This window comes from Undibacterium sp. SXout20W, assembly GCF_049340285.1.
Lineage (GTDB): Bacteria > Pseudomonadota > Gammaproteobacteria > Burkholderiales > Burkholderiaceae_D > Undibacterium.
In genome coordinates this window covers 1-19,697 of sequence record NZ_JBMPPH010000002.1, presented here as the reverse complement: position 1 = coordinate 19,697, position 19,697 = coordinate 1, and the positions used below count along the sequence as shown (strand labels likewise).

33 protein-coding genes and 1 pseudogene are annotated in these 19,697 nt (G+C 46.9%); 1 reads left to right on the top strand and 33 read right to left on the bottom strand.

The features are described 5' to 3' along the window. Window positions 1-96: 96 nt before the first annotated feature. The gene (sbcB, locus tag ACO0K1_RS01770; protein ID WP_423022090.1) at window positions 97-1,527 is read left to right on the top strand and encodes an exodeoxyribonuclease I; all 1,431 of its coding nucleotides are present in this window, start codon (window positions 97-99) and stop codon (window positions 1,525-1,527) included. Window positions 1,528-1,593: 66 nt separating this feature from the next. Here the strand turns inward: sbcB and ACO0K1_RS01765 are convergent, their stop codons facing one another. From ACO0K1_RS01765 to tuf, 33 genes and pseudogenes are all read right to left on the bottom strand, one after another. Then, entirely contained in the window at window positions 1,594-2,232 is a 639-nt protein-coding gene (locus ACO0K1_RS01765) for a peroxiredoxin (protein WP_423022089.1), read from the bottom strand. 175 nt (window positions 2,233-2,407) lie between these two features. Further along, window positions 2,408-4,213, bottom strand: coding sequence for a protein-disulfide reductase DsbD (gene dsbD / locus ACO0K1_RS01760; RefSeq protein WP_423022088.1), 1,806 nt, complete (start codon window positions 4,211-4,213; stop codon window positions 2,408-2,410). Next, the gene (gene cutA, locus ACO0K1_RS01755; RefSeq protein ID WP_423022087.1) at window positions 4,210-4,545 is read right to left on the bottom strand and encodes a divalent-cation tolerance protein CutA; all 336 of its coding nucleotides are present in this window, start codon (window positions 4,543-4,545) and stop codon (window positions 4,210-4,212) included. Before cutA ends, dsbD begins: the two co-directional genes overlap by 4 nt. A gap of 176 nt (window positions 4,546-4,721) precedes the next feature. Beyond that, the gene (gene rplQ, locus ACO0K1_RS01750) at window positions 4,722-5,114 is read right to left on the bottom strand and encodes a 50S ribosomal protein L17 (RefSeq protein WP_423017125.1); all 393 of its coding nucleotides are present in this window, start codon (window positions 5,112-5,114) and stop codon (window positions 4,722-4,724) included. A 123-nt stretch (window positions 5,115-5,237) separates the two neighbouring features. Beyond that, the gene (locus tag ACO0K1_RS01745; protein ID WP_423017123.1) at window positions 5,238-6,215 is read right to left on the bottom strand and encodes a DNA-directed RNA polymerase subunit alpha; all 978 of its coding nucleotides are present in this window, start codon (window positions 6,213-6,215) and stop codon (window positions 5,238-5,240) included. A 103-nt stretch (window positions 6,216-6,318) separates the two neighbouring features. Beyond that, window positions 6,319-6,942, bottom strand: a complete 624-nt coding sequence (rpsD, locus tag ACO0K1_RS01740) for a 30S ribosomal protein S4 (RefSeq protein ID WP_423022086.1) — start codon at window positions 6,940-6,942, stop codon at window positions 6,319-6,321. Between the two features lie 207 nt (window positions 6,943-7,149). Continuing rightward, entirely contained in the window at window positions 7,150-7,554 is a 405-nt protein-coding gene (rpsK, locus tag ACO0K1_RS01735; RefSeq protein WP_110255932.1) for a 30S ribosomal protein S11, read from the bottom strand. A 31-nt stretch (window positions 7,555-7,585) separates the two neighbouring features. Further along, window positions 7,586-7,951: a 30S ribosomal protein S13 gene (rpsM, locus tag ACO0K1_RS01730; protein WP_186884641.1), complete on the bottom strand. Its 366-nt coding sequence runs from the start codon at window positions 7,949-7,951 to the stop codon at window positions 7,586-7,588. A gap of 27 nt (window positions 7,952-7,978) precedes the next feature. Continuing rightward, the gene (rpmJ, locus tag ACO0K1_RS01725; RefSeq protein ID WP_014004415.1) at window positions 7,979-8,092 is read right to left on the bottom strand and encodes a 50S ribosomal protein L36; all 114 of its coding nucleotides are present in this window, start codon (window positions 8,090-8,092) and stop codon (window positions 7,979-7,981) included. Window positions 8,093-8,124: 32 nt separating this feature from the next. Beyond that, window positions 8,125-8,343: a translation initiation factor IF-1 gene (gene infA / locus ACO0K1_RS01720; protein WP_005663428.1), complete on the bottom strand. Its 219-nt coding sequence runs from the start codon at window positions 8,341-8,343 to the stop codon at window positions 8,125-8,127. A 24-nt stretch (window positions 8,344-8,367) separates the two neighbouring features. Then, window positions 8,368-9,705 (bottom strand): preprotein translocase subunit SecY, encoded by a 1,338-nt coding sequence (secY, locus tag ACO0K1_RS01715; RefSeq protein WP_423022085.1) that lies wholly within the window; start codon window positions 9,703-9,705, stop codon window positions 8,368-8,370. A 25-nt stretch (window positions 9,706-9,730) separates the two neighbouring features. After that, on the bottom strand, window positions 9,731-10,162 hold the full coding sequence (rplO, locus tag ACO0K1_RS01710) for a 50S ribosomal protein L15 (protein WP_423022084.1): 432 nt from the start codon (window positions 10,160-10,162) through the stop codon (window positions 9,731-9,733). 28 nt (window positions 10,163-10,190) lie between these two features. Then, the gene (rpmD, locus tag ACO0K1_RS01705) at window positions 10,191-10,370 is read right to left on the bottom strand and encodes a 50S ribosomal protein L30 (protein ID WP_186911217.1); all 180 of its coding nucleotides are present in this window, start codon (window positions 10,368-10,370) and stop codon (window positions 10,191-10,193) included. 10 nt (window positions 10,371-10,380) lie between these two features. Then, entirely contained in the window at window positions 10,381-10,899 is a 519-nt protein-coding gene (gene rpsE / locus ACO0K1_RS01700) for a 30S ribosomal protein S5 (RefSeq protein WP_110255927.1), read from the bottom strand. A 12-nt stretch (window positions 10,900-10,911) separates the two neighbouring features. Further along, window positions 10,912-11,274 (bottom strand): 50S ribosomal protein L18, encoded by a 363-nt coding sequence (gene rplR, locus ACO0K1_RS01695; RefSeq protein WP_423022083.1) that lies wholly within the window; start codon window positions 11,272-11,274, stop codon window positions 10,912-10,914. Window positions 11,275-11,286: 12 nt separating this feature from the next. Beyond that, window positions 11,287-11,820: a 50S ribosomal protein L6 gene (rplF, locus tag ACO0K1_RS01690; protein WP_423022082.1), complete on the bottom strand. Its 534-nt coding sequence runs from the start codon at window positions 11,818-11,820 to the stop codon at window positions 11,287-11,289. Window positions 11,821-11,830: 10 nt separating this feature from the next. Then, complete coding sequence (rpsH, locus tag ACO0K1_RS01685) at window positions 11,831-12,226, bottom strand: 30S ribosomal protein S8 (protein ID WP_186911219.1); 396 nt, start codon at window positions 12,224-12,226, stop codon at window positions 11,831-11,833. Between the two features lie 14 nt (window positions 12,227-12,240). After that, entirely contained in the window at window positions 12,241-12,546 is a 306-nt protein-coding gene (gene rpsN / locus ACO0K1_RS01680) for a 30S ribosomal protein S14 (protein WP_423022081.1), read from the bottom strand. Window positions 12,547-12,553: 7 nt separating this feature from the next. Next, window positions 12,554-13,093 (bottom strand): 50S ribosomal protein L5, encoded by a 540-nt coding sequence (gene rplE, locus ACO0K1_RS01675; RefSeq protein ID WP_186911221.1) that lies wholly within the window; start codon window positions 13,091-13,093, stop codon window positions 12,554-12,556. 4 nt (window positions 13,094-13,097) lie between these two features. Continuing rightward, window positions 13,098-13,412, bottom strand: a complete 315-nt coding sequence (gene rplX / locus ACO0K1_RS01670; RefSeq protein WP_186911222.1) for a 50S ribosomal protein L24 — start codon at window positions 13,410-13,412, stop codon at window positions 13,098-13,100. Window positions 13,413-13,421: 9 nt separating this feature from the next. Then, window positions 13,422-13,790, bottom strand: a complete 369-nt coding sequence (rplN, locus tag ACO0K1_RS01665; RefSeq protein WP_006464924.1) for a 50S ribosomal protein L14 — start codon at window positions 13,788-13,790, stop codon at window positions 13,422-13,424. 258 nt (window positions 13,791-14,048) lie between these two features. After that, window positions 14,049-14,321, bottom strand: a complete 273-nt coding sequence (rpsQ, locus tag ACO0K1_RS01660; RefSeq protein ID WP_162039553.1) for a 30S ribosomal protein S17 — start codon at window positions 14,319-14,321, stop codon at window positions 14,049-14,051. Further along, window positions 14,321-14,512: a 50S ribosomal protein L29 gene (gene rpmC, locus ACO0K1_RS01655; RefSeq protein ID WP_162021780.1), complete on the bottom strand. Its 192-nt coding sequence runs from the start codon at window positions 14,510-14,512 to the stop codon at window positions 14,321-14,323. Before rpmC ends, rpsQ begins: the two co-directional genes overlap by 1 nt. A 12-nt stretch (window positions 14,513-14,524) precedes the next feature. Continuing rightward, entirely contained in the window at window positions 14,525-14,944 is a 420-nt protein-coding gene (gene rplP, locus ACO0K1_RS01650) for a 50S ribosomal protein L16 (RefSeq protein WP_186911223.1), read from the bottom strand. A 2-nt stretch (window positions 14,945-14,946) separates the two neighbouring features. Next, window positions 14,947-15,777: a 30S ribosomal protein S3 gene (gene rpsC, locus ACO0K1_RS01645; protein WP_423022080.1), complete on the bottom strand. Its 831-nt coding sequence runs from the start codon at window positions 15,775-15,777 to the stop codon at window positions 14,947-14,949. A 9-nt stretch (window positions 15,778-15,786) separates the two neighbouring features. Continuing rightward, entirely contained in the window at window positions 15,787-16,119 is a 333-nt protein-coding gene (gene rplV / locus ACO0K1_RS01640; RefSeq protein ID WP_423017107.1) for a 50S ribosomal protein L22, read from the bottom strand. Window positions 16,120-16,125: 6 nt separating this feature from the next. After that, complete coding sequence (rpsS, locus tag ACO0K1_RS01635; RefSeq protein ID WP_186911225.1) at window positions 16,126-16,401, bottom strand: 30S ribosomal protein S19; 276 nt, start codon at window positions 16,399-16,401, stop codon at window positions 16,126-16,128. A gap of 10 nt (window positions 16,402-16,411) precedes the next feature. Next, complete coding sequence (gene rplB / locus ACO0K1_RS01630) at window positions 16,412-17,242, bottom strand: 50S ribosomal protein L2 (RefSeq protein ID WP_423022079.1); 831 nt, start codon at window positions 17,240-17,242, stop codon at window positions 16,412-16,414. A 2-nt stretch (window positions 17,243-17,244) separates the two neighbouring features. Continuing rightward, window positions 17,245-17,559 carry a 50S ribosomal protein L23 gene (gene rplW, locus ACO0K1_RS01625; RefSeq protein ID WP_423022078.1) on the bottom strand — a complete coding sequence of 105 codons (315 nt, stop codon included), beginning with the start codon at window positions 17,557-17,559 and terminating at the stop codon, window positions 17,245-17,247. Beyond that, window positions 17,556-18,179 (bottom strand): 50S ribosomal protein L4, encoded by a 624-nt coding sequence (rplD, locus tag ACO0K1_RS01620; protein ID WP_423022077.1) that lies wholly within the window; start codon window positions 18,177-18,179, stop codon window positions 17,556-17,558. The genes rplW and rplD overlap by 4 nt, the downstream gene beginning before the upstream one ends. A gap of 3 nt (window positions 18,180-18,182) precedes the next feature. Beyond that, window positions 18,183-18,839, bottom strand: coding sequence for a 50S ribosomal protein L3 (rplC, locus tag ACO0K1_RS01615; protein ID WP_423022076.1), 657 nt, complete (start codon window positions 18,837-18,839; stop codon window positions 18,183-18,185). A 227-nt stretch (window positions 18,840-19,066) separates the two neighbouring features. Next, window positions 19,067-19,384, bottom strand: a complete 318-nt coding sequence (rpsJ, locus tag ACO0K1_RS01610) for a 30S ribosomal protein S10 (protein WP_110255911.1) — start codon at window positions 19,382-19,384, stop codon at window positions 19,067-19,069. A gap of 131 nt (window positions 19,385-19,515) precedes the next feature. After that, window positions 19,516-19,697 (bottom strand): annotated as a pseudogene (tuf, locus tag ACO0K1_RS01605) (elongation factor Tu); the annotation flags it as partial.

Genomic DNA, 19,697 nt, shown 5'->3' with positions numbered 1-19,697 from the left:
TGGAGTATGTTGAAAAATGAACCTGTAGGCTAATGCTTGTATAGATATTTTTAGATACTCCCCTCTTCTTTACTTTCAATAAAACCATATTAGCGCATGCAAGACTACACCTTTCTGTGGCACGATTACGAAACTTTTGGTGCTGTGCCACGCCGGGATCGCCCCGCGCAGTTTGCAGCGATCCGCACCGATGCCGAACTGAATGAAATCGGTGAAGAAATAATGGTCTATTGCCGGCCGGCTCCCGACTTTTTGCCGGAACCGCAAGCCTGTTTAATAACCGGCATCACCCCGCAAATCTGCCTGGAGCGGGGGGTCCCTGAATACCAGTTTGCCCAGCAGATCGAAGCCGCATTTTCTCAATCCGGCACCATCGGGGTCGGTTACAACTCGATACGATTTGATGATGAAGTAACGCGTTTTTTATTTTGGCGCAATTTGATCGACCCCTATGCACGTGAATGGCAAAACAATTGCAGTCGCTGGGACATCCTCGATGTCGTTCGTACCGCGTACGCACTTCGTCCTGACGGTATAGAGTGGCCAACCAATAACGAAGGTAAAACCAGCTTCCGCCTGGAACATTTAAGTGCCGCCAACGGCTTACATCACGACGCTGCACATGATGCCTTGTCTGACGTGCGCGCCACGATCGCATTTGCCCGTTTGCTGCGTGAAAAAAATCCCCGCTTATTTGATTTCTGTTTGGGTTTGCGTAAAAAAGATCGCGTGATAGAAGAAATAGGCTGGCCGGTAAAACGGCCGCTGTTGCACGTCACGGGCATGATCCCAGTCGAGCAAGGTTGCCTCACTGTCGTCTGGCCTTTGGCGATGCATCCGACGAATAAAAATGAAATCATTGTCTGGGACTTGCAATCAGACCCTAACGAGTTGTTTTCACTGAAAGCAGAAGAAATTCAATTGCGTATGTTTAGTAAAGTCAACGATTTGCCAGAAGGTGTCAAGCGCTTGCCAATCAAGACTATTCATATCAACAAATCGCCGATCGTCATCAGCAACCTGAAAACGCTGAGTGCCGAACGCGCCGCGCATTGGGGTATCGAGTTGAATCACATCATGGCACATGCTGAGATTGCGGCGACAGCGCCGGAGATGGGGGTTATCTGGGATGCTGTATTTGATCGGCCACAAATGGCCACGAGCGATGTCGATGAAGATTTATATAATGGCTTCATCGCCGGTGGTGACCGGCGGCTGCTGAATGATTTGCGACACATGTCCACCGCGCAATTGGCGCAGGCCCAGCCTTCGTTCCAAGACCGCCGTCTCGAAGAACTATTTTTCCGCTACCGAGCCAGAAACTTCCCAGAAAGTCTGACTGCAGAAGAAGCGGAAACATGGGAAGAACATCGCGCCCAACGTTTGCATGACGGCGCCGGAAATGCATTAACCGTGGAGCAGTTCTTTGAAAAGATTGATCAGTTGTCTGAGGAAGCTGATGAAAGTGCGGAGGATATCCTCGGTGCTCTGTATGATTATGCGGAACAGATTACCCCGATGAGATAACAAATTTTCTACAATAAAAAAAGCCCGACTCGCAATTTTGCAGTCGGGCTTTTTTTTTCGAAAAATTTACTTATTCGGTTGCGGTGTTATGCGCAGATACGGCTTAGGCGCTTTGTAACCTTTTGGATATTTTTGCTTGATGACTTCTTCGTCTTTGATCGACAAAGGAATAATCACGTCATCGCCATCGCGCCAGTTACCTGGTGTGGCGACTGTGTAACCATCGGTCAGCTGCAAGGCATCAATCACACGTAACACTTCATCAAAATTACGACCTGTGCTCAGTGGGTAAGTAATGATCAGGCGGACTTTTTTCTTTGGATCAATAATGAACAAAGAACGTACTGTGACTGTTTCTGATTGATTTGGGTGAATCATATCGAACAGAGTCGCAACCTTGCGATCTGCATCGGCGATGATAGGAAAACCAACGACCGTGTGTTGTGTCTCTTCAATATCTTTGATCCACTGAATATGCGATGCAGCGCCGTCAACAGACAATGCAATTGCCTTCACGTTGCGTTTATCGAACTCTGGCTTAAGCTTGGCTGTCAGGCCTAATTCTGTCGTGCAGACTGGCGTAAAATCCGCTGGATGGGAAAACAAAACAACCCATGAGTCACCAGCCCACTCATGAAATTTCAGGTTTCCAATCGAGGAATCTTGTTCAAAATCTGGTGCGGTATCACCTAAACGTAAAGTCATGTTTATCTCCAAAAAGCGTAGGGTTTGACTATAGGACTTGATTAATGATGATTCAAGAACAGAGAAGTTGCTAGCTTATATCTGTATGTGTATAAGAAACCAACAACTTCTTTACAACTTAGCATCAGGCAATATCGGAACGACCAAATGCTATTGCTAATGCTTGTATAAGGCACTATTTGTTTACCTCATTTTTCATTAGAGACTGTAAGAATTTATCAGCGTCCTGAAAACCAACAACACGGCCATCGGCGATTTCTGTGCCCATACTGCTAAAGAAAATAATCCCCGGCGGACCAAACAGATTGAAACGTTTTAACAATGCTTTGTCATCCGCGTTATTCGCCGTCACATCAACTTGCAACAATAACATCGTATCAAGTCGTGCTTTGACCTGTGGATGCGGGAAAGTCAGCTTTTCCATTTCCTTGCATGACACGCACCAGTCTGCATAAAAATCCAGCATCGCTATCTTACCTTTGTTCTGTGCCAAGGCTGCATCTAATTCCGCAATGGTACGGACACGGGTAAAGGTAACTTTTGGTGCTTCTGTACCCATTAAATGTGACAGGGGCGCGTAAATATCACGACTGCCACTCACAACACCAATGAGTTGTGTCGCACCAAGCAATGCAAAGATGACACCCACGGTTTTAGCAAACATCCCGGAGCGCTGAAAAAATAATTGATAAGCGCCGTAACCAATTAACAAGGCGGCCCAGCCTGACATTTGCACCCACGCAGGCAAAACTGGTGACACCATCCATAACGCCATTGCCAGCATCAATACACCAAAAAAGTGCTTGATACTTTCCATCCATACGCCAGCGCGCGGCAACAGGCTACCAGCAGACAAGCCCAATAAAAGGAGGGGCACACCCATACCAATTGCAATCGCAAACATCGCTGCGCCACCCACGAGGATGTCACGGGTCTGGCTGATGTACACCAAGGCACCGAGCAGTGGCCCAGTGACACAGGGACCAACGATTAGCGCAGAGATTGCGCCCATTAAAAACACACCAAAAAGCTTGCCGAGCTTGCTATTCCGTTGTCCTTCGGAGACTTCAGTGAGCTTGGTCTGCAAAGCGGCTGGCATCTGCAACTGATAGACATTGAACATGGACAAAGCAAAGGCAATCATCAACAAAGCGAAAGCGCTGAGTACCCAAGGATTTTGAAGTGTTGCGGCCAAGCCCTCACCAGCGAGACCTGCGCCAATACCCATGGCCGTATACACCAAAGACATACCCAGCACATAAGCAACTGACAACAAGAATGCACGAAGGCGGCTCACACCAACACCCTCGCCAACGATGATAAAGGACAAAATTGGCACCATCGGTAGCACACACGGTGTCAACGATAAGCCAAGGCCTAACACAAAAAACAAGGGCAGAATGACAAGTAACTTACCACTCTTTAATGCAGCGCTGATGGTACTGGTTTCCGCATCGCTTGTTGCCCCTGCTGCGGCGGACGTCTGCGATACCGCACCGGCCTGACCGGATGTTCCCGCTTGTACCGTAATCGGCAATTTAAAAACGCTCTCTAATGGCGGGTAGCACAAGCCTTGATCAGCGCATCCCTGACGAACCACTTTGAGGCTGAATTCGTGATCTGCCTTGACAGGGATTCTTACCACGACCGAGTGGCGATACGTTTCCACTTCTTTCTGGAAAGTTTCGTCGAATTTCACTTTCCCTTTGGGCAGAACTGGCTCACCCAACTGCGCATCATCCGAGGTAAATTTCAAGCGCTCACGGTATAAATAGTAACCATCGGCCACCGACAATGTCACTTCAGCCACACCAGGTTCCACCATTTTTGCGGCCGCAGTGAAAGCGACTTCGGGATCAAGAAAATCTTCAGCTTTAACGAAAGAAGCAGTAAATAAGCATGCCGCTATCAGCACAACCTGAAACATGACGGAAAAAGGATGCGGGATACGCATTAAGGCAAGATTACGAGGCAGTTTCATTGACGTCCTGTTTGTTCATTAACCCATTGCAAATAGGCGGGTAAGCCAGCGACAACGGGAAGTGCGATTATTTCTGGTATTTCGTAAGGAAGGTTTTCTGTAATACAAGCTTGAAGCGCAGGATAAGCATTACTGGTGGTTTTTATCTGTAATAAAACCTCGTGTGCCGTCTCTTGCTTCCCATTCCACATATATAAAGACATTACGTCAGGCATAATGTTCACACAAGCAGCCAATTTTGCAGCGAGTAAACGTTCTGCGATATGAATCGCTGTTGCTTTGTCGGGGCAGCTAGTGATAACTAACAGCACCTGATCCATTTTTTCTTTCATAGTCTGCTATTGTATCAAGAGCAGGAGAATGATGAACACCTTGCGAAATTTTCATAAAAGAAACTTCTGCCAGGTTACTTCGTTTCTCCAGAAACCGACCCAAAAAAAACCGCCCAGACTAGCTGAGCGGTTTTTTCGTCATTCAACGGAACAGATTAAGCACGTTCCGTTAAAAATTATACTTCTGGTGTTTCAGCTGCGTCCGAAACTTCTGGGCGATCCAGCAGTTCAACGTATGCCATAGGTGCATTGTCACCAACGCGGAAACCCATTTTCAGGATACGCAGGTAGCCGCCGTTACGATTTGCGTAACGTGGGCCCAATTCAGCAAACAATTTAACAACCATTTCGCGGTCACGCAGGCGGGAGAAAGCCAAACGCTTGTTTGCCAATGTGTCTGTTTTACCCAAAGTCAGAATCGGCTCAATAACGCGGCGCAGTTCTTTTGCTTTTGGCAAAGTTGTTTTGATTGCTTCGTGACGCAACAGAGAAACTGTCATGTTGCGCAACATTGCTAAACGGTGGGAAGAGGTTCGATTCAGCTTACGTAAGCCGTGACGATGACGCATGGTAATTCCTTTTAAAGTTTTAAAAAAGCCAGCTCTTCTATCGCTAACGCATATTTTTTTGTTAGCGCGGGCCGGTCAGTACTACGATTAAATTTGGGCAGCAACGCTGCCCAAGGTTACAAATTATTTTTCCAAGCCAGCTGGTGGCCAGTTTTCCAACTTCATGCCCAAAGACAAGCCACGGGATGCCAGCACTTCTTTGATTTCGTTCAAAGACTTGCGACCCAGGTTTGGTGTCTTCAACAATTCGTTTTCGCTACGCTGGATCAGATCACCAATGTAGTAAATGTTTTCTGCTTTCAAGCAGTTAGCTGAACGAACTGTCAATTCCAAGTCATCGACTGGACGTAACAGAACTGGGTCAACTGCAGGCGCGCGGGATGGTGCTTCAGCAGCGGCTTCAGTACCTTCGAGTGCAGCAAATACATTCAATTGATCAACCAACACGCGTGCGGATTGACGAATTGCTTCTTCTGGAGAAATCACACCGTTTGTTTCGATGTTAATGACCAGTTTATCCAGATCAGTACGCTGCTCAACACGAGCGGACTCAACTGCATAAGAAACACGACGTACTGGAGAAAAAGAAGCATCCAGAATCATACGACCGATAGTTTTGTTCGCATCTTCTGAGAGACGACGAACATTACCTGGCACATAGCCACGGCCTTTTTCTACTTTGATCTGCATGTCGAGTTTGCCGCCAGCAGTCAAATTAGCGATCACGTGATCCGGGTTGATCAGTTCCACATCGTGTGGCAGATCGATATCGGAAGCCAAAACTGCGCCTTCGCCATCTTTCTTCAAAGTCAAAGTCACTTCATCGCGGTTGTGCAACTTGAATACAACACCTTTCAAGTTCAACAGGATATCAACGACATCTTCTTGCACGCCATCAAGGGAAGAATACTCATGAACAACGCCACCGATAGTTACTTCAGTTGGCGCGTAGCCTGTCATTGTGGACAACAGAACGCGACGAAGCGCGTTACCCAGTGTGTGGCCATAGCCACGTTCAAATGGTTCCATAGTCACTTTTGCGTGACCAGCACCCAGCATTTCCACATCGATGATACGTGGTTTCAACAGATTGTTTTGCATGAAATGTCCTTTTCAATACCCTCGGTTCGTTACACCGATAAGGCTGATGGCATTAAAGAAAAAGCCTGCCTGTCGTAAAACAGGCAGGCAGAGAAACTTAATATTAACGAGAATACAATTCAACGATCAGAGATTCGTTGACATCGTGAGCGATGTCGCTACGATCTGGCATGGACTTGAAAGTGCCTTCCATTTTCTTCGCATCAACAGCAACCCAAGATGGAATGCCACCCTGTTCTGCCAGAGACAGCGCTTCGGCGATACGTACTTGCTTTTTCGCTTTTTCGCGAACAGCAACAACGTCACCAGACTTAACTTGGTAGGAAGCGATGTTCACAACGATACCGTTGACTGTGAATGCTTTGTGGCTTACCAATTGGCGTGCTTCAGCACGTGTGGAGCCGAAACCCATACGGTAAGCAACGTTATCCAGACGGGATTCCAACAATTTCAACAGTGTTTCGCCAGTGTTGCCTTTTTGACGATCAGCTTCAGCGAAGTAGCGGCGGAATTGACGTTCCAAGATGCCGTACATACGTTTAACTTTTTGCTTTTCGCGCAATTGGTTACCGAAGTCAGAGGTACGAGCACCAGAAGTGCGACCATGTTGACCTGGTTTTGCGTCGAGTTTGCATTTTGAATCTAAAGAACGACGTGCGCTTTTCAGAAACAGATCCGTGCCTTCACGGCGGGATAATTTAGCTTTTGGTCCGATATAACGTGCCACAGTATTTTCCTTTGATTAATGACGCAGAACTGAGCTGCGCTAGTCTGATCTACTTGCTATCAGACAGTGGTCTTAAAGACACTTTTACGTTGTTTCCACGTAAAAAATGCCTGAAATAAAAATTCCCAACACAAAACCCGCCAACGAAATGGCGGGCTTGCATTCTAACGGAAAAACCGTCAGAACGCCAGCAACAAATTCTGCTGCTTAGATACGACGACGCTTTGGAGGGCGGCAGCCGTTATGTGGAACTGGTGTTACGTCTTGGATCAGAGAAATCTTGATACCGAGATTGTTCAATGCGCGAACTGAAGACTCACGACCTGGGCCTGGGCCTTTGATGCGAACTTCCAGATTTTTGATACCGCATTCAACAGCAACTTTACCAGCTGCTTCCGCTGCAACCTGTGCCGCGAAAGGAGTAGATTTACGTGAGCCTTTAAAACCAGCACCGCCAGCAGTTGCCCATGAAAGAGCATTGCCTTGACGATCAGTGATCGTGATGATGGTGTTATTGAAAGAAGCGTGAACGTGTGCGATACCTTCTGCAACGTTCTTTTTAACTTTCTTACGAGCACGTGCTGCTGCTGCGTTATTTTGTGCTTTTGCCATAATAATTTCCTTGGATCCGGGCTAGCCTGGATTATTTCTTCAGAGATTGAGCTGCTTTACGTGGGCCTTTACGTGTACGTGCGTTAGTACGTGTACGTTGACCACGGCAAGGCAAGCCTTTACGATGGCGCAAGCCGCGATAGCAACCCAAGTCCATCAAGCGTTTGATGTTCATGGACAATTCACGACGCAAGTCACCTTCGACGATAAATTTACCGATTTCGTCGCGAAGTTTCTCGAGTTCGTTGTCATCCAGATCTTTAACCTTTTTATTGGTCAAAACACCTGTTGCTTCACAGATTTTCTGTGAGCGTGGACGGCCAATACCATAGATAGCTGTTAAGCCGATTACGGTATGCTGATGATTTGGGATATTAACCCCTGCGATACGTGCCATTCGTTATTCCTCGTTCAATAACGTTAATTAACCTTGGCGCTGTTTATGGCGTGGTTCTGTGCAAATAACACGAACAACACCTTTGCGCTTGATGATTTTGCAGTTGCGGCAAATCCGCTTAACTGATGCGAGAACTTTCATTTTTGCCCTCTTCCCTTTTAATACAATTTAATTTACTTGGTACGGAACACTATTCGCGCCCGGCTCAAATCATAAGGCGTCAATTCCACTGTCACCTTATCACCTGGAAGAATACGAATATAGTTCATTCGCATCTTCCCGGAAATATGGCCTAGTACAACATGCCCGTTTTCCAACTTAACTCGAAATGTCGCATTCGGAAGATTCTCAAGAATCTCGCCCTGCATCTGTATAACGTCGTCTTTTGCCATTCGATCTGCTGTTCCTTCAGGCAATTACCGAGAAGGAATCCCGCCCTTGAAATTTGCTTTACGAAGAAGCGATTCATACTGCTGGGACATTACATAGTTCTGAACTTGTGCCATGAAATCCATGGTAACGACCACAATAATCAACAGCGATGTGCCACCGAAATAAAATGGTACCTTCCACTTGGCAATCAAGAATTCAGGTAATAAACAAACCAGCGTAATATAAACCGCACCGGCCAGTGTCAAACGCATCAAGATCTTATCGATATAGCGTGCTGTCTGATCACCTGGACGAATTCCCGGAACAAACGCGCCACTCTTCTTCAAATTGTCAGCTGTTTCCTTGCTGTTGAATACCAAAGCGGTATAAAAGAAGCAAAAGAAAATAATTGCAGCTGCATACAATAAAGCATGAATAGGCTCGCCTGGTGCCATCGACGCCGCGAGATCCTTCAAGAAGGTAATAAACCCACTTGTAGAAGCGCCTGCGCCTTTGGTAAACCAGCTAGTAATCGTCGCTGGAAACAAAATAATTGAGGAAGCGAAGATTGGAGGAATGACACCCGCCATATTCAACTTCAGTGGCAAATGACTGCTTTGCCCACCATATACTTTATTTCCGACCTGGCGTTTCGCGTAGTTGACCAGGATTTTACGTTGGCCACGCTCCACGAATACAACGAGGTACGTTACTGCCGCAGCAATCACACAAATCAACAAGACTGATGCTGGATGCATCGAGCCAGTACGAACCAGTTCAAACAAGTTACCCAAGGCATTCGGAAGACCGGCAGCGATACCAGCGAAAATAATGATAGATATACCATTACCTAAACCTCGCTCAGTAATCTGCTCGCCCAACCACATCAGAAACATCGTTCCAGTTACCAAAGTCACTACGGTAGTCAATCGGAAAGCGACACCAGGATCAAGAACCAAACCTGGCTGAGCTTCCAGACCAAATGCAATAAAATATGCCTGCACCGTCGCTAACAGCAAAGTGCCATACCGAGTATATTGCGTAATTTTTCTACGACCGGATTCGCCTTCTTTCTTCAGCGCTTCCAGTTGTGGAGAAACGATCGACATCAACTGCATAATAATCGATGCCGAAATATACGGCATGATACCGAGTGCAAACACGGTAAACCGTGACAATGCACCACCGGAGAACATGTTAAACATGCCCAAGATACCACCTTGGTTTTGTTTAAACAGGTCCGCCAATGCAGTTGGATCTATACCAGGAACTGGCACATGAGCACCAATCCTGTAGACAACCAATGCGCCAAGCAGAAACCAGAGTCGCCCCCAGGGAAATCCGCTTGCTGCACTTTTAGCTTGTTGTGGAGATGTTGCCAATTATTGCTCCGGTGTCTGCACTGAATTAAGCGATTGTACCGCCAGCAGCTTCGATTGCAGCTTTAGCGCCTTTAGTGACGATCAAGCCATTCAAAGTAACTTTCTTGGAAATTGCGCCAGACAAGATCACACGAACTACACGTGCGAGCTCAGGAACAACACCAGCTTGTTTCAAAGCTAAGATGTCAATTTCAGTGACTGGCAGATTTTCCAGGTCTGTCAAACGAACTTCTGCTTTAAACGGTGTTGCCAGTGATTTAAAACCACGTTTTGGCAAACGACGTTGCAGAGGCATCTGACCGCCTTCGAAACCGACTTTATGAAAGCCGCCTGAACGGGATTTTTGACCTTTGTGGCCGCGACCCGCTGTCTTACCTAAACCTGAACCGATACCACGACCAACACGACGTTTGTAGTGTTTTGCGCCATCAGCAGGTTGGATGTTATTCAATTCCATAATTTGCTCCGAACATAAGCCTTGCGACTTACGCTACAACCTTCACAAGATACGAGACTTTGTTGATCATGCCGCGTACTGCTGGTGTGTCTTCCAATTCAGAAACTGAATTGACACGACGCAGGCCCAGACCACGTACGGTAGCACGGTGATCCTGGCGTGTGCCGATCAGACCTTTGACCAATTGTACTTTTACTGTCTTAGTCATCGCGCTCTCCTTAACCGAGGATTTCTTCAACGGTCTTGCCACGCTTTGCAGCGATTTCAGATGGAGTACTCATCTTAGCCAGACCATTCAAAGTCGCACGAACCATGTTGTAAGGATTTGTTGAGCCGTTGGATTTAGCAACGACGTTTACAATACCCATTACTTCAAAAATCGCGCGCATTGGACCACCAGCAATAACGCCAGTACCTTCTTTTGCTGGAGAAATCATGACGGAAGACGCGCCGTGCTTACCAGTAACGGTGTGCTGCAATGTACCGTTCTTTAAAGTCACTTTGATCATCTTACGACGTGCTTCTTCCATCGCTTTTTGTACGGCTACAGGAACTTCTTTCGATTTTCCTTTGCCCATACCGATACGGCCATCGCCGTCACCTACGACTGTCAACGCCGCGAAACCCATGATACGACCACCCTTAACCACTTTGGTTACACGGTTGATCGCGATCATTTTTTCGCGCATGCCATCATCCGGCTTGTCGGCTGCTGTTTTTGCTTGCATTTTTGCCATGACAAATTTTCCTTAGAACTTCAAGCCAGCTTCGCGGGCAGCTTCTGCAAGCGCCTTGATGCGGCCATGGTAACGGAAACCGGAGCGGTCAAACGCAACTTCGGTAACCCCTGCTTTGATTGCCTTCTCTGCTACACGCTTGCCGATCAAAGTCGCGGCGGAAGTGTTGCCACCTACACCGGATTTGCCAGCCAACTCTGCACGTACTTCTGCTTCTACTGTCGAAGCAGATGCCAACACTTTGGCGTCTGGGCCAATAATGTTTGCGTAGATGTGCAAGTTGGTGCGATGCACGGCCAGGCGGTTCACTTTGAGTTCTGCGATCTTGGCACGGGTTTGACGTGCGCGGCGCAGACGTGATTGTTTCTTGTCCATCGTCAACCCCTATTACTTCTTCTTGGTTTCTTTAATCACAACCACTTCGTCCGCATAACGGACACCCTTGCCTTTATAAGGCTCTGGGCTGCGGTATGCACGGACTTCAGCTGCCACTTGACCTACTTGCTGCTTGTTAACCCCTTTGATCAGGATTTCAGTAGGTGTTGGCGTAGCACAAGAAACGCCTTCTGGCATTTGATGTACAACTGGGTGTGAAAAACCTAAAGACAAATTCAATTTGTCACCTTGAGCTTGCGCCTTGTAACCAACGCCGACCAAAGTGAGTTTTCTTTCGAAGCCTTTAGTAACACCGTTCACCATGTTATTGACCAGCGCACGTAATGTGCCAGTCATCGCATTAGCTTCACGGCCATCATTGGCTGGTGAAAAACTCAAAGTGCCGTTGTTGTTCGCAATTGCCACTAAGCCGTTTAAGCTTTGTGTCAATACGCCCATAGGACCTTTTACTGTAATCTGCTCTGCTGAAATTGCAATTTCTGCACCGGCCGGCAAAGCGATTGGCATCTTACCTACTCGAGACATCTTTCACTCCTTAGGCGACGTAGCAAATAACTTCGCCACCGACACCGGTTGCGCGCGCTTTGCGGTCAGTCATGACGCCTTTTGGTGTGGACACAATGGCCACGCCCAAACCGTTCATCACGCTTGGAATCTCGTCTTTACCTTTGTAAATACGGAGACCTGGACGTGAAACACGTTCCAAACGCTCAATAACAGGACGCCCTGCATAATATTTCAAGCCGATTTTTAATTCGGACTTACCTGCAGTTTCCAAAACTGCGAAATCTTCAATGTAACCTTCGTCTTTAAGTACGTTTGCAATTGCAATCTTTACTTTAGAGGACGGCATCGCAACAACAGTTTTTTGAACAACTTGTGCGTTACGAATGCGGGTCAGCATATCGGCGATAGGATCGCTCATACTCATTGCTTATTCTCCTATTACCAGCTGGCTTTAGTCATACCCGGGATTTCACCACGCATGGCGACTTCACGGAGTTTAATACGGCCCAATCCGAATTTACGGAATGTGCCACGTGGGCGACCTGTCAAAGCGCAACGATTACGCTGGCGGGTCGGATTAGAATTACGTGGCAAAGCCTGCAACTTCAGACGAGCAACATAACGCTCTTCTTCAGTTTTTGATTGGTCATCAATGATGGCCTTCAATTCGGCGCGCTTACCAGCGAATTTCTTCACCAAATCTGCACGCTTTTGCTCACGATTAATCAGTGCCAATTTTGCCATGGCGACCTCAGTTTCTGAACGGAAATTTAAATGCGGCGAGGAGTGCTTTCGCTTCTTCGTCGGTCTTTGCTGTTGTCGTGATACTGATATTCATACCACGCAATGCGTCGATCTTGTCGTACTCGATTTCAGGGAAAATAATCTGTTCCTTGACACCGATATTGTAGTTACCACGACCATCAAACGCACGACCAGAAACACCACGGAAGTCACGTACACGTGGCAACGCCACAGTGATGAAACGATCCAGGAATTCATACATCTGAGCGCCACGCAAGGTAACCATACAACCGATTGGATAGCCTTCACGGATTTTAAAACCTGCAATCGCTTTACGTGCTTTAGTCACGACTGGCTTTTGGCCGGCGATTTTGGTCAAGTCACCAACAGCATGCTCGATAATCTTTTTGTCAGCAATAGCTTCAGACAAACCCATGTTCAGGGTGATTTTCAAGATACGTGGAACTTCCATCGAAGACTTATACGCGTACTTTTCAGTCAACGCAGCAACGATTTTTTCTTTATATAATGCTTGTAGACGGGCCATGATGTTATGCCTTCACAACTTCGCCAGTCGACTTGTAGACGCGGACTTTCTTACCATCCACGACCTTAAAGCCTACACGGTCTGCTTTGCCAGATGCGGCGTTAAACAACGCAACATTTGACACATGAATCGGCATCACTTTATCAACGATGCCACCTACTGCGCCAGTCATTGGGTTAGGCTTAACAGCTTTTTTAGCAACGTTAATACCAGCTACAACAACGTAATCGCTGTCGATGCAAGCTTGCACCTGACCACGTTTACCTTTGTCTTTACCCGTCAAGACGATGACTTCGTCGTTTTTACGAATTTTATTCATCACGACTCCTTACAGCACTTCTGGAGCTAAGGACACGATTTTCATGAAGCGCTCAGTACGCAATTCGCGTGTCACTGGGCCGAAAATACGAGTGCCGATAGGCTCAAGCTTTGCATTCAATAATACTGCAGCATTGCCATCAAATTTGACTAATGAGCCATCTTGACGACGAACACCCTTAGCTGTTCTCACAACCACGGCGTTGTAAATTTCACCTTTTTTTACACGACCGCGCGGTGCAGCAGACTTCACAGTGACTTTAATTACATCACCGATACCCGCATAACGACGCTTGGAACCGCCCAATACCTTAATGCACAAAACTTCACGTGCACCAGTATTGTCAGCCACTTCCAGCCGGCTTTCTGTTTGAATCATAATGTTCTCTTTCCCAACTTAATCCACATCACTTGCACAATGCAAGCTTGTAGTCAGTCTTGGTCCTGCCAGCCAACCCCTACATAACCTACAATGCACGAGCCAACTGATTAGGTGGACGATTTTTTAACCACTTTCACAACGAGAGGGTGTTGCGAAAGACATTTAGACTGTCATTTACATGTATTGCAAATGACAGCCCATCATTATTACATCAAAAAAGTTTTTGTGCAATAAATTTATACGACTTGTGCGACTTTATACGACTTGTGCAACTTGAACCACACGTGTCACTGTCCAAGCTTTAGTCTTGGAGATTGGACGACCTTCTTGGATCTCAACTGTGTCGCCAGCTTTTGCCTGGTTCGCTTCATCGTGTGCATGGTACTTTGCAGTACGAACGATGATCTTGCCATACAAAGGATGTTTGACGTGACGTTCAACAACCACTGTTACGGTTTTGTCCATCTTGTCTGACACAACTTTGCCAATTAATGTGCGCTTCAATGCCACTTTAACTTGATCGTTCATTATTTGGCATCCTTCTGGTTCATGACGGTTTTAACACGTGCGATGTCACGACGAACTTTTTTCAACTGTGAAGTGTTAGTCAGTTGCTGTGTAGCGATTTGCATACGCAGGCTGAATTGTGCCTTCAACAGATCATTCAGTTCTTTGGTCAAAGCCGCTTGATCTTTACCTTGGAGTTCAGATACTTTCATTTACAACTCCTATTATTGGCCGACTTGACGGACGACGAACGTAGTCATCAACGGCAATTTAGCTGCAGCCAAGCGGAACGCTTCGCGTGCCAGCGCTTCATCGACACCATCCATCTCGTACAACATTTTGCCTGGTTGAATCTCAGCAACGTAGTACTCAGGATTACCTTTACCATTACCCATACGAACCTCTGCAGGTTTCTGGGAAATTGGCTTGTCCGGGAAAACACGGATCCAAATACGACCACCGCGTTTAATATGACGTGTCATCGCACGACGCGCAGCTTCGATCTGACGCGCTGTGATACGACCACGGCCAACCGCTTTCAAGCCAAACTCACCGAAGGAGACAGCTGTACCACGGGAATGAGAAATCCCCTTGTTACGGCCTTTTTGCTCCTTGCGATATTTTCTGCGTGCTGGTTGCAGCATGATTATTCTCCTGCTTTCTCAGCTGGAGCTGCAGCGTCAGCTTTTGCGCGTACGCGCTTGGCTGCTGGAGCTGCTGCACCAGTTGTAGTTTGCCCTTCAGGACGCTTAGCACGTGGACGGCTATTTGGCTTACCATCGTCACGACGTGGACCACGACGTTTTTTGTCGTCTTCTGGAGTCGATTCGATGACAGGCGCGTCGCCATTTGCTAAACGATCACCTTTGTAGACCCACACTTTTACGCCAATAATGCCGTATGTTGTGGATGCTTCGCCAAAACCGTAGTCGATATCAGCGCGCAATGTATGCAGAGGCACGCGGCCTTCGCGATACCATTCTTTACGAGCGATTTCAATACCGTTCAAACGACCACCGGACATGATCTTGATGCCTTGAGCACCCAAACGCATTGCATTTTGCATCGCACGTTTCATCGCGCGGCGGAACATAATACGTTTTTCGAGCTGTTGAGCGATCGAATCAGCGATCAATTGCGCATCGATTTCTGGCTTGCGGATTTCTTCGATGTTGACGTGAACTGGCACGCCCATCATTTTCGACAATTCAGTTTTCAATACTTCAATATCTTCGCCTTTTTTACCGATTACAACACCTGGACGGGAGCTGTAAATAGTAATACGGGCGTTTTTCGCTGGACGCTCAATAGTGATGCGGCCTACGGATGCGTTTTTCAGTTTTTTCTTCAGGTACTCACGTACTTTCAGATCTTCACCGAGCATGGCAGCAAAATTGCCGTTGCCTGCATACCAACGTGAAGACCAGTTACGTGTTACCGCAAGACGAAAACCGGTTGGATGTATCTTCTGTCCCATCGTGACTCCTTAGTTACCGACAGTCACATAAATGTGACAGGATTGTTTAGAGATACGATCACCACGACCCTTAGCGCGTGCTGTGAAACGCTTCAGAATCGCACCTTTTTCGACATAAATACTCGTCACTTTCAACTCGTCGATGTCTGCGCCATCATTGTGTTCAGCGTTTGCAATTGCAGACTCCAACACTTTCTTAATGATTGCAGCACCTTTTTTCGGGCTGAATGCCAGGATATTCAATGCCTGATCTACTTTTTTACCACGGATCAGATCTGCCACAAGGCGACCTTTTTGCTCAGACAGACGCACACCGCGAAGATTAGCTTTAGTTTCCATCATCGGTCCTTATTTCTTAGCCTTTTTATCGGCAGCGTGACCCTTGAACGTACGGGTCAGCGCAAATTCGCCGAGCTTGTGACCAACCATGTTTTCGGAAACATAAACTGGTACGTGTTGCTTACCGTTATGTACCGCAATGGTCAAACCGATGAAGTCCGGCATAATTGTCGAACGACGGGACCAAGTCTTGATTGGCTTTTTGTCTTTATTTGCTTGCGCAGTTTCGACTTTCTTCACCAGGTGGGCGTCGCAGAACGGCCCTTTTTTCAATGAACGTGTCATGTTTTATCCCTTATTTCTTACCACGGCGTGAGACGATCATCGAAGTAGTACGCTTGTTGCGACGTGTCTTCTTACCCTTGGTCTGTTGACCCCATGGAGAAACTGGATGACGACCTGCTGCGGTTTTACCTTCACCACCACCGTGCGGGTGATCAACCGGATTCATTACCACACCGCGAACGGTAGGACGAACACCGCGCCAACGCATCGCACCAGCTTTACCAATCTTACGCAGATTGTGTTCGCCGTTACCAACTTCACCGATCGTTGCGCGGCATTCGATATGAATGCGACGCACTTCACCGGAGCGCAAACGAACCTGAGCGTATGTGCCTTCACGCGCCATCAGAACTACGCCAGCACCAGCTGTACGTGCGATCTGAGCACCCTTGCCTGGCAACATTTCTACGCAATGCATAGTTGTACCGACAGGGATGTTACGGATAGGCAAGCAGTTACCAGATTTGATTGGCGCTTGAGAGCCGCTCATTACCTGATCACCATCAGCCATACCTTTAGTAGCGATGATGTATGCACGTTCGCCATCCGCGTAGCACAACAAAGCAATGTGTGCTGTACGGTTAGGATCGTATTCAATACGTTCTACTTTTGCAGGAATACCGTCTTTTGTGTTGCGTTTGAAGTCAACAATACGATAATGCTGCTTATGACCACCACCGATATGACGGGTAGTGATGTGACCGTTATTATTACGGCCAGCAGTTTTGGATTTCTTTTCCAACAAAGCAGCAAACGGACGACCCTTATGCAGGCCTTCTGTCACTACTTTCACCATACCACGACGACCTGGTGAGGTTGGCTTCATCTTAACGAGTGCCATGCTTATGCCCCCTCAGTGAAGTTGATTTCTTGACCTGGCTTCAAGCATACAAAAGCGCGTTTTGTATGATTGCGACGGCCATTAAATCTACCGGTACGTTTTTGTTTACCTTGACGATTTGCTACTTGTACAGATTCAACTTGAACCTTGAACAGCAATTCGACGGCAGCTTTGATTTCTGGCTTGGTTGCATCTGGAGTTACCAGGAAAACCACTTGTTCATTCTTCTCAGCAACCATCGTTGCCTTTTCAGAAATCACAGGAGCCAGCAACACCTTCATCAGGCGTTCTTCGCTATGTTTGATTAATGCGCTCATGCCAGCATCTCCTCAATCTTTGCCAGTGCTGGCTTAGTGATCAACACTTTCTTGTAGAACACCAAAGAAACTGGATCAGCATAACGTGGCTCAACAACCAATACGTTTGCCAAGTTACGTGCTGCCAACATCAGATTTTCGTTAAATTCATCAGTGATGATCAGAACGGAATCCAGGCAACCCAATGCTTTCAATTTTTCCGTCAACAGTTTTGTTTTCGGAGCATCAACAGCAACATCATCAACCACATTCAGGCGACCTTCACGAGCCAACTGAGACAGAATCGAGCAGATACCTGCGCGATACATCTTTTTGTTAACTTTGTGAGAGAAGTTTTCATCTGGCGTATTTGGGAAAATACGACCACCGCCACGCCACAAAGGAGAGGAAGACATACCAGCACGTGCACGACCAGTACCTTTTTGACGCCAAGGCTTCTTAGTTGTGTGGTGGACTTCTTCACGATCTTTTTGCTTGCGATTACCGCTACGTGCGTTCGCTTGGAATGCAACAACTACTTGATGAATCAAGGCTTCGTTGTAATCACGACCGAAAATTGTATCAGGAGCAGCAACGTTCGCTGCAGCTTGACCTTGTTCGTTTAGGAGCTTCAGTTCCATGGATTAGGCTCCCTTCTTGGCTTTAACTTTAACAGCAGGAGATACAACTACCTGACCATTTTTTGCACCCGGCACAGCACCCTTCACCAGCAACAACTGACGCTCTGCATCTACGCGAGCGATTTCCAGATTTTGCACAGTGCGAGTTACGTCACCCAGATGACCAGTCATGCGCTTACCAGGGAAAACACGACCTGGATCCTGCGCCATACCGATAGAACCTGGAACGTTATGCGAACGGGAGTTACCGTGAGTAGCACGACCAGAAGAGAAGTGATGACGTTTGATGGTACCGGCATAGCCTTTACCAATTGTTACGCCTTGCACGTCCACTTTTTGACCAGCTTCAAACATTCCAACAGGCACAACATCGCCAGCTTTCAGTTCAGAAGCTTTAGCAGCATCAACACGGAATTCTTTTAATACAGTACCAGCTTCAACACCTGCTTTTGCGAGGTGACCGGCAGCCGCTTTAGTTACACGGGATGCACGGCGCTGACCGAAAGTTACCTGAACAGCGGAGTAACCGTCTGTTTCAGGAGTTTTGACTTGCGTCACGCGGTTGTTGGACACGTCTAAAACAGTAACAGGAATTGAATCCCCATCATCCGTAAAGATGCGCATCATACCAACCTTGCGACCAACTAGGCCCAAGCTCATTATTTTCTCCATTCTCACCTACGATTGGGTGAGGCTGATGTTTAAAAAACTTAAACGAAAAGGTTAGCGGAAGCTAACCTACATTTAAGCCTTCGATTATAGCCCACAAATTTTTTATTTACAACGCAAATTATTTGAAAATTCAAAAATTTGTGGTATGTCAATTCCTTTTAAATACACCCATTTGCAATTACACAAGAAACAGGCGAACTTTAATTGGCAATCGATTACTGCAATTTGATTTCTACATCAACGCCAGCTGGCAAGTCGAGCTTCATCAAAGCATCAACTGTCTTGTCTGTTGGATCAACGATATCCATCAAACGCTGGTGTGTACGAATTTCAAACTGATCACGGGAAGTTTTGTTCACGTGTGGGGAACGCAATACGTCGAAACGTTGGATACGTGTTGGCAGAGGCACTGGACCCTTAACAACAGCGCCAGTGCGCTTAGCTGTTTCAACGATTTCCAAAGCAGATTGATCGATCAATTTGTAATCGAATGCTTTCAGACGGATGCGGATCTTTTGATTTTGTGTGGACATGCTATTTCCTATAAAGAACGAGCCAACTACTCAGTGAGTGTGGCGATTTTTACAAAGAGCGAATACTAAAAAAAAAGCGGCTGACGTGCTTAAAAACACGGCAGCCGACTAGTGTACTACAAAATTACGAATTACTCGATAATTTTTGCAACAACGCCCGCACCAACAGTACGACCGCCTTCACGAATAGCGAAGCGCAAGCCTTCTTCCATCGCGATCGGGTTGATCAGTTTTACTGTGATAGATACGTTATCACCTGGCATTACCATTTCTTTGTCTTTTGGCAACTCGATCGAACCAGTTACGTCCGTTG

Bases quoted from the DNA above. Each gene is read 5' to 3' on its own strand.
- rplB (WP_423022079.1), bottom strand. From the start codon at position 17,242: ATGGCACTCGTTAAGATGAAGCCAACCTCACCAGGTCGTCGTGGTATG.
- rpsN (WP_423022081.1), bottom strand. From the start codon at position 12,546: ATGGCAAAATTGGCACTGATTAATCGTGAGCAAAAGCGTGCAGATTTG.
- ACO0K1_RS01765 (WP_423022089.1), bottom strand. From the start codon at position 2,232: ATGACTTTACGTTTAGGTGATACCGCACCAGATTTTGAACAAGATTCC.
- dsbD (WP_423022088.1), bottom strand. From the start codon at position 4,213: ATGAAACTGCCTCGTAATCTTGCCTTAATGCGTATCCCGCATCCTTTT.
- rplN (WP_006464924.1), bottom strand. From the start codon at position 13,790: ATGATTCAAACAGAAAGCCGGCTGGAAGTGGCTGACAATACTGGTGCA.
- rpsH (WP_186911219.1), bottom strand. From the start codon at position 12,226: ATGAGTATGAGCGATCCTATCGCCGATATGCTGACCCGCATTCGTAAC.
- rpmC (WP_162021780.1), bottom strand. From the start codon at position 14,512: ATGAAAGTATCTGAACTCCAAGGTAAAGATCAAGCGGCTTTGACCAAA.
- rplV (WP_423017107.1), bottom strand. From the start codon at position 16,119: ATGATGGAAACTAAAGCTAATCTTCGCGGTGTGCGTCTGTCTGAGCAA.
- rplP (WP_186911223.1), bottom strand. From the start codon at position 14,944: ATGCTGCAACCAGCACGCAGAAAATATCGCAAGGAGCAAAAAGGCCGT.
- rplC (WP_423022076.1), bottom strand. From the start codon at position 18,839: ATGAGCTTGGGCCTAGTTGGTCGCAAGGTTGGTATGATGCGCATCTTT.
- rpsQ (WP_162039553.1), bottom strand. From the start codon at position 14,321: ATGAACGATCAAGTTAAAGTGGCATTGAAGCGCACATTAATTGGCAAA.
- rplE (WP_186911221.1), bottom strand. From the start codon at position 13,093: ATGGCCCGTCTACAAGCATTATATAAAGAAAAAATCGTTGCTGCGTTG.
- rplD (WP_423022077.1), bottom strand. From the start codon at position 18,179: ATGGAACTGAAGCTCCTAAACGAACAAGGTCAAGCTGCAGCGAACGTT.
- cutA (WP_423022087.1), bottom strand. From the start codon at position 4,545: ATGAAAGAAAAAATGGATCAGGTGCTGTTAGTTATCACTAGCTGCCCC.
- rplR (WP_423022083.1), bottom strand. From the start codon at position 11,274: ATGGACAAGAAACAATCACGTCTGCGCCGCGCACGTCAAACCCGTGCC.
- rpsJ (WP_110255911.1), bottom strand. From the start codon at position 19,384: ATGTCCACACAAAATCAAAAGATCCGCATCCGTCTGAAAGCATTCGAT.
- rpsC (WP_423022080.1), bottom strand. From the start codon at position 15,777: ATGGGACAGAAGATACATCCAACCGGTTTTCGTCTTGCGGTAACACGT.
- ACO0K1_RS01745 (WP_423017123.1), bottom strand. From the start codon at position 6,215: ATGCAAAACAATCTGTTGAAACCACGTATCATCGATGTGGAAATGCTG.
- rpsE (WP_110255927.1), bottom strand. From the start codon at position 10,899: ATGGCAAAAATGCAAGCAAAAACAGCAGCCGACAAGCCGGATGATGGC.
- rpsS (WP_186911225.1), bottom strand. From the start codon at position 16,401: ATGACACGTTCATTGAAAAAAGGGCCGTTCTGCGACGCCCACCTGGTG.
- rplQ (WP_423017125.1), bottom strand. From the start codon at position 5,114: ATGCGTCATCGTCACGGCTTACGTAAGCTGAATCGAACCTCTTCCCAC.
- sbcB (WP_423022090.1), top strand. From the start codon at position 97: ATGCAAGACTACACCTTTCTGTGGCACGATTACGAAACTTTTGGTGCT.
- rplX (WP_186911222.1), bottom strand. From the start codon at position 13,412: ATGAATAAAATTCGTAAAAACGACGAAGTCATCGTCTTGACGGGTAAA.
- rpmD (WP_186911217.1), bottom strand. From the start codon at position 10,370: ATGACTAAGACAGTAAAAGTACAATTGGTCAAAGGTCTGATCGGCACA.
- rpmJ (WP_014004415.1), bottom strand. From the start codon at position 8,092: ATGAAAGTTCTCGCATCAGTTAAGCGGATTTGCCGCAACTGCAAAATC.
- infA (WP_005663428.1), bottom strand. From the start codon at position 8,343: ATGGCAAAAGACGACGTTATACAGATGCAGGGCGAGATTCTTGAGAAT.
- rplO (WP_423022084.1), bottom strand. From the start codon at position 10,162: ATGGAATTGAATAACATCCAACCTGCTGATGGCGCAAAACACTACAAA.
- rplW (WP_423022078.1), bottom strand. From the start codon at position 17,559: ATGAGCGCATTAATCAAACATAGCGAAGAACGCCTGATGAAGGTGTTG.
- rpsK (WP_110255932.1), bottom strand. From the start codon at position 7,554: ATGGCAAAAGCACAAAATAACGCAGCAGCAGCACGTGCTCGTAAGAAA.
- rpsM (WP_186884641.1), bottom strand. From the start codon at position 7,951: ATGGCACGTATCGCAGGGGTTAATATCCCAAATCATCAGCATACCGTA.
- rplF (WP_423022082.1), bottom strand. From the start codon at position 11,820: ATGTCTCGAGTAGGTAAGATGCCAATCGCTTTGCCGGCCGGTGCAGAA.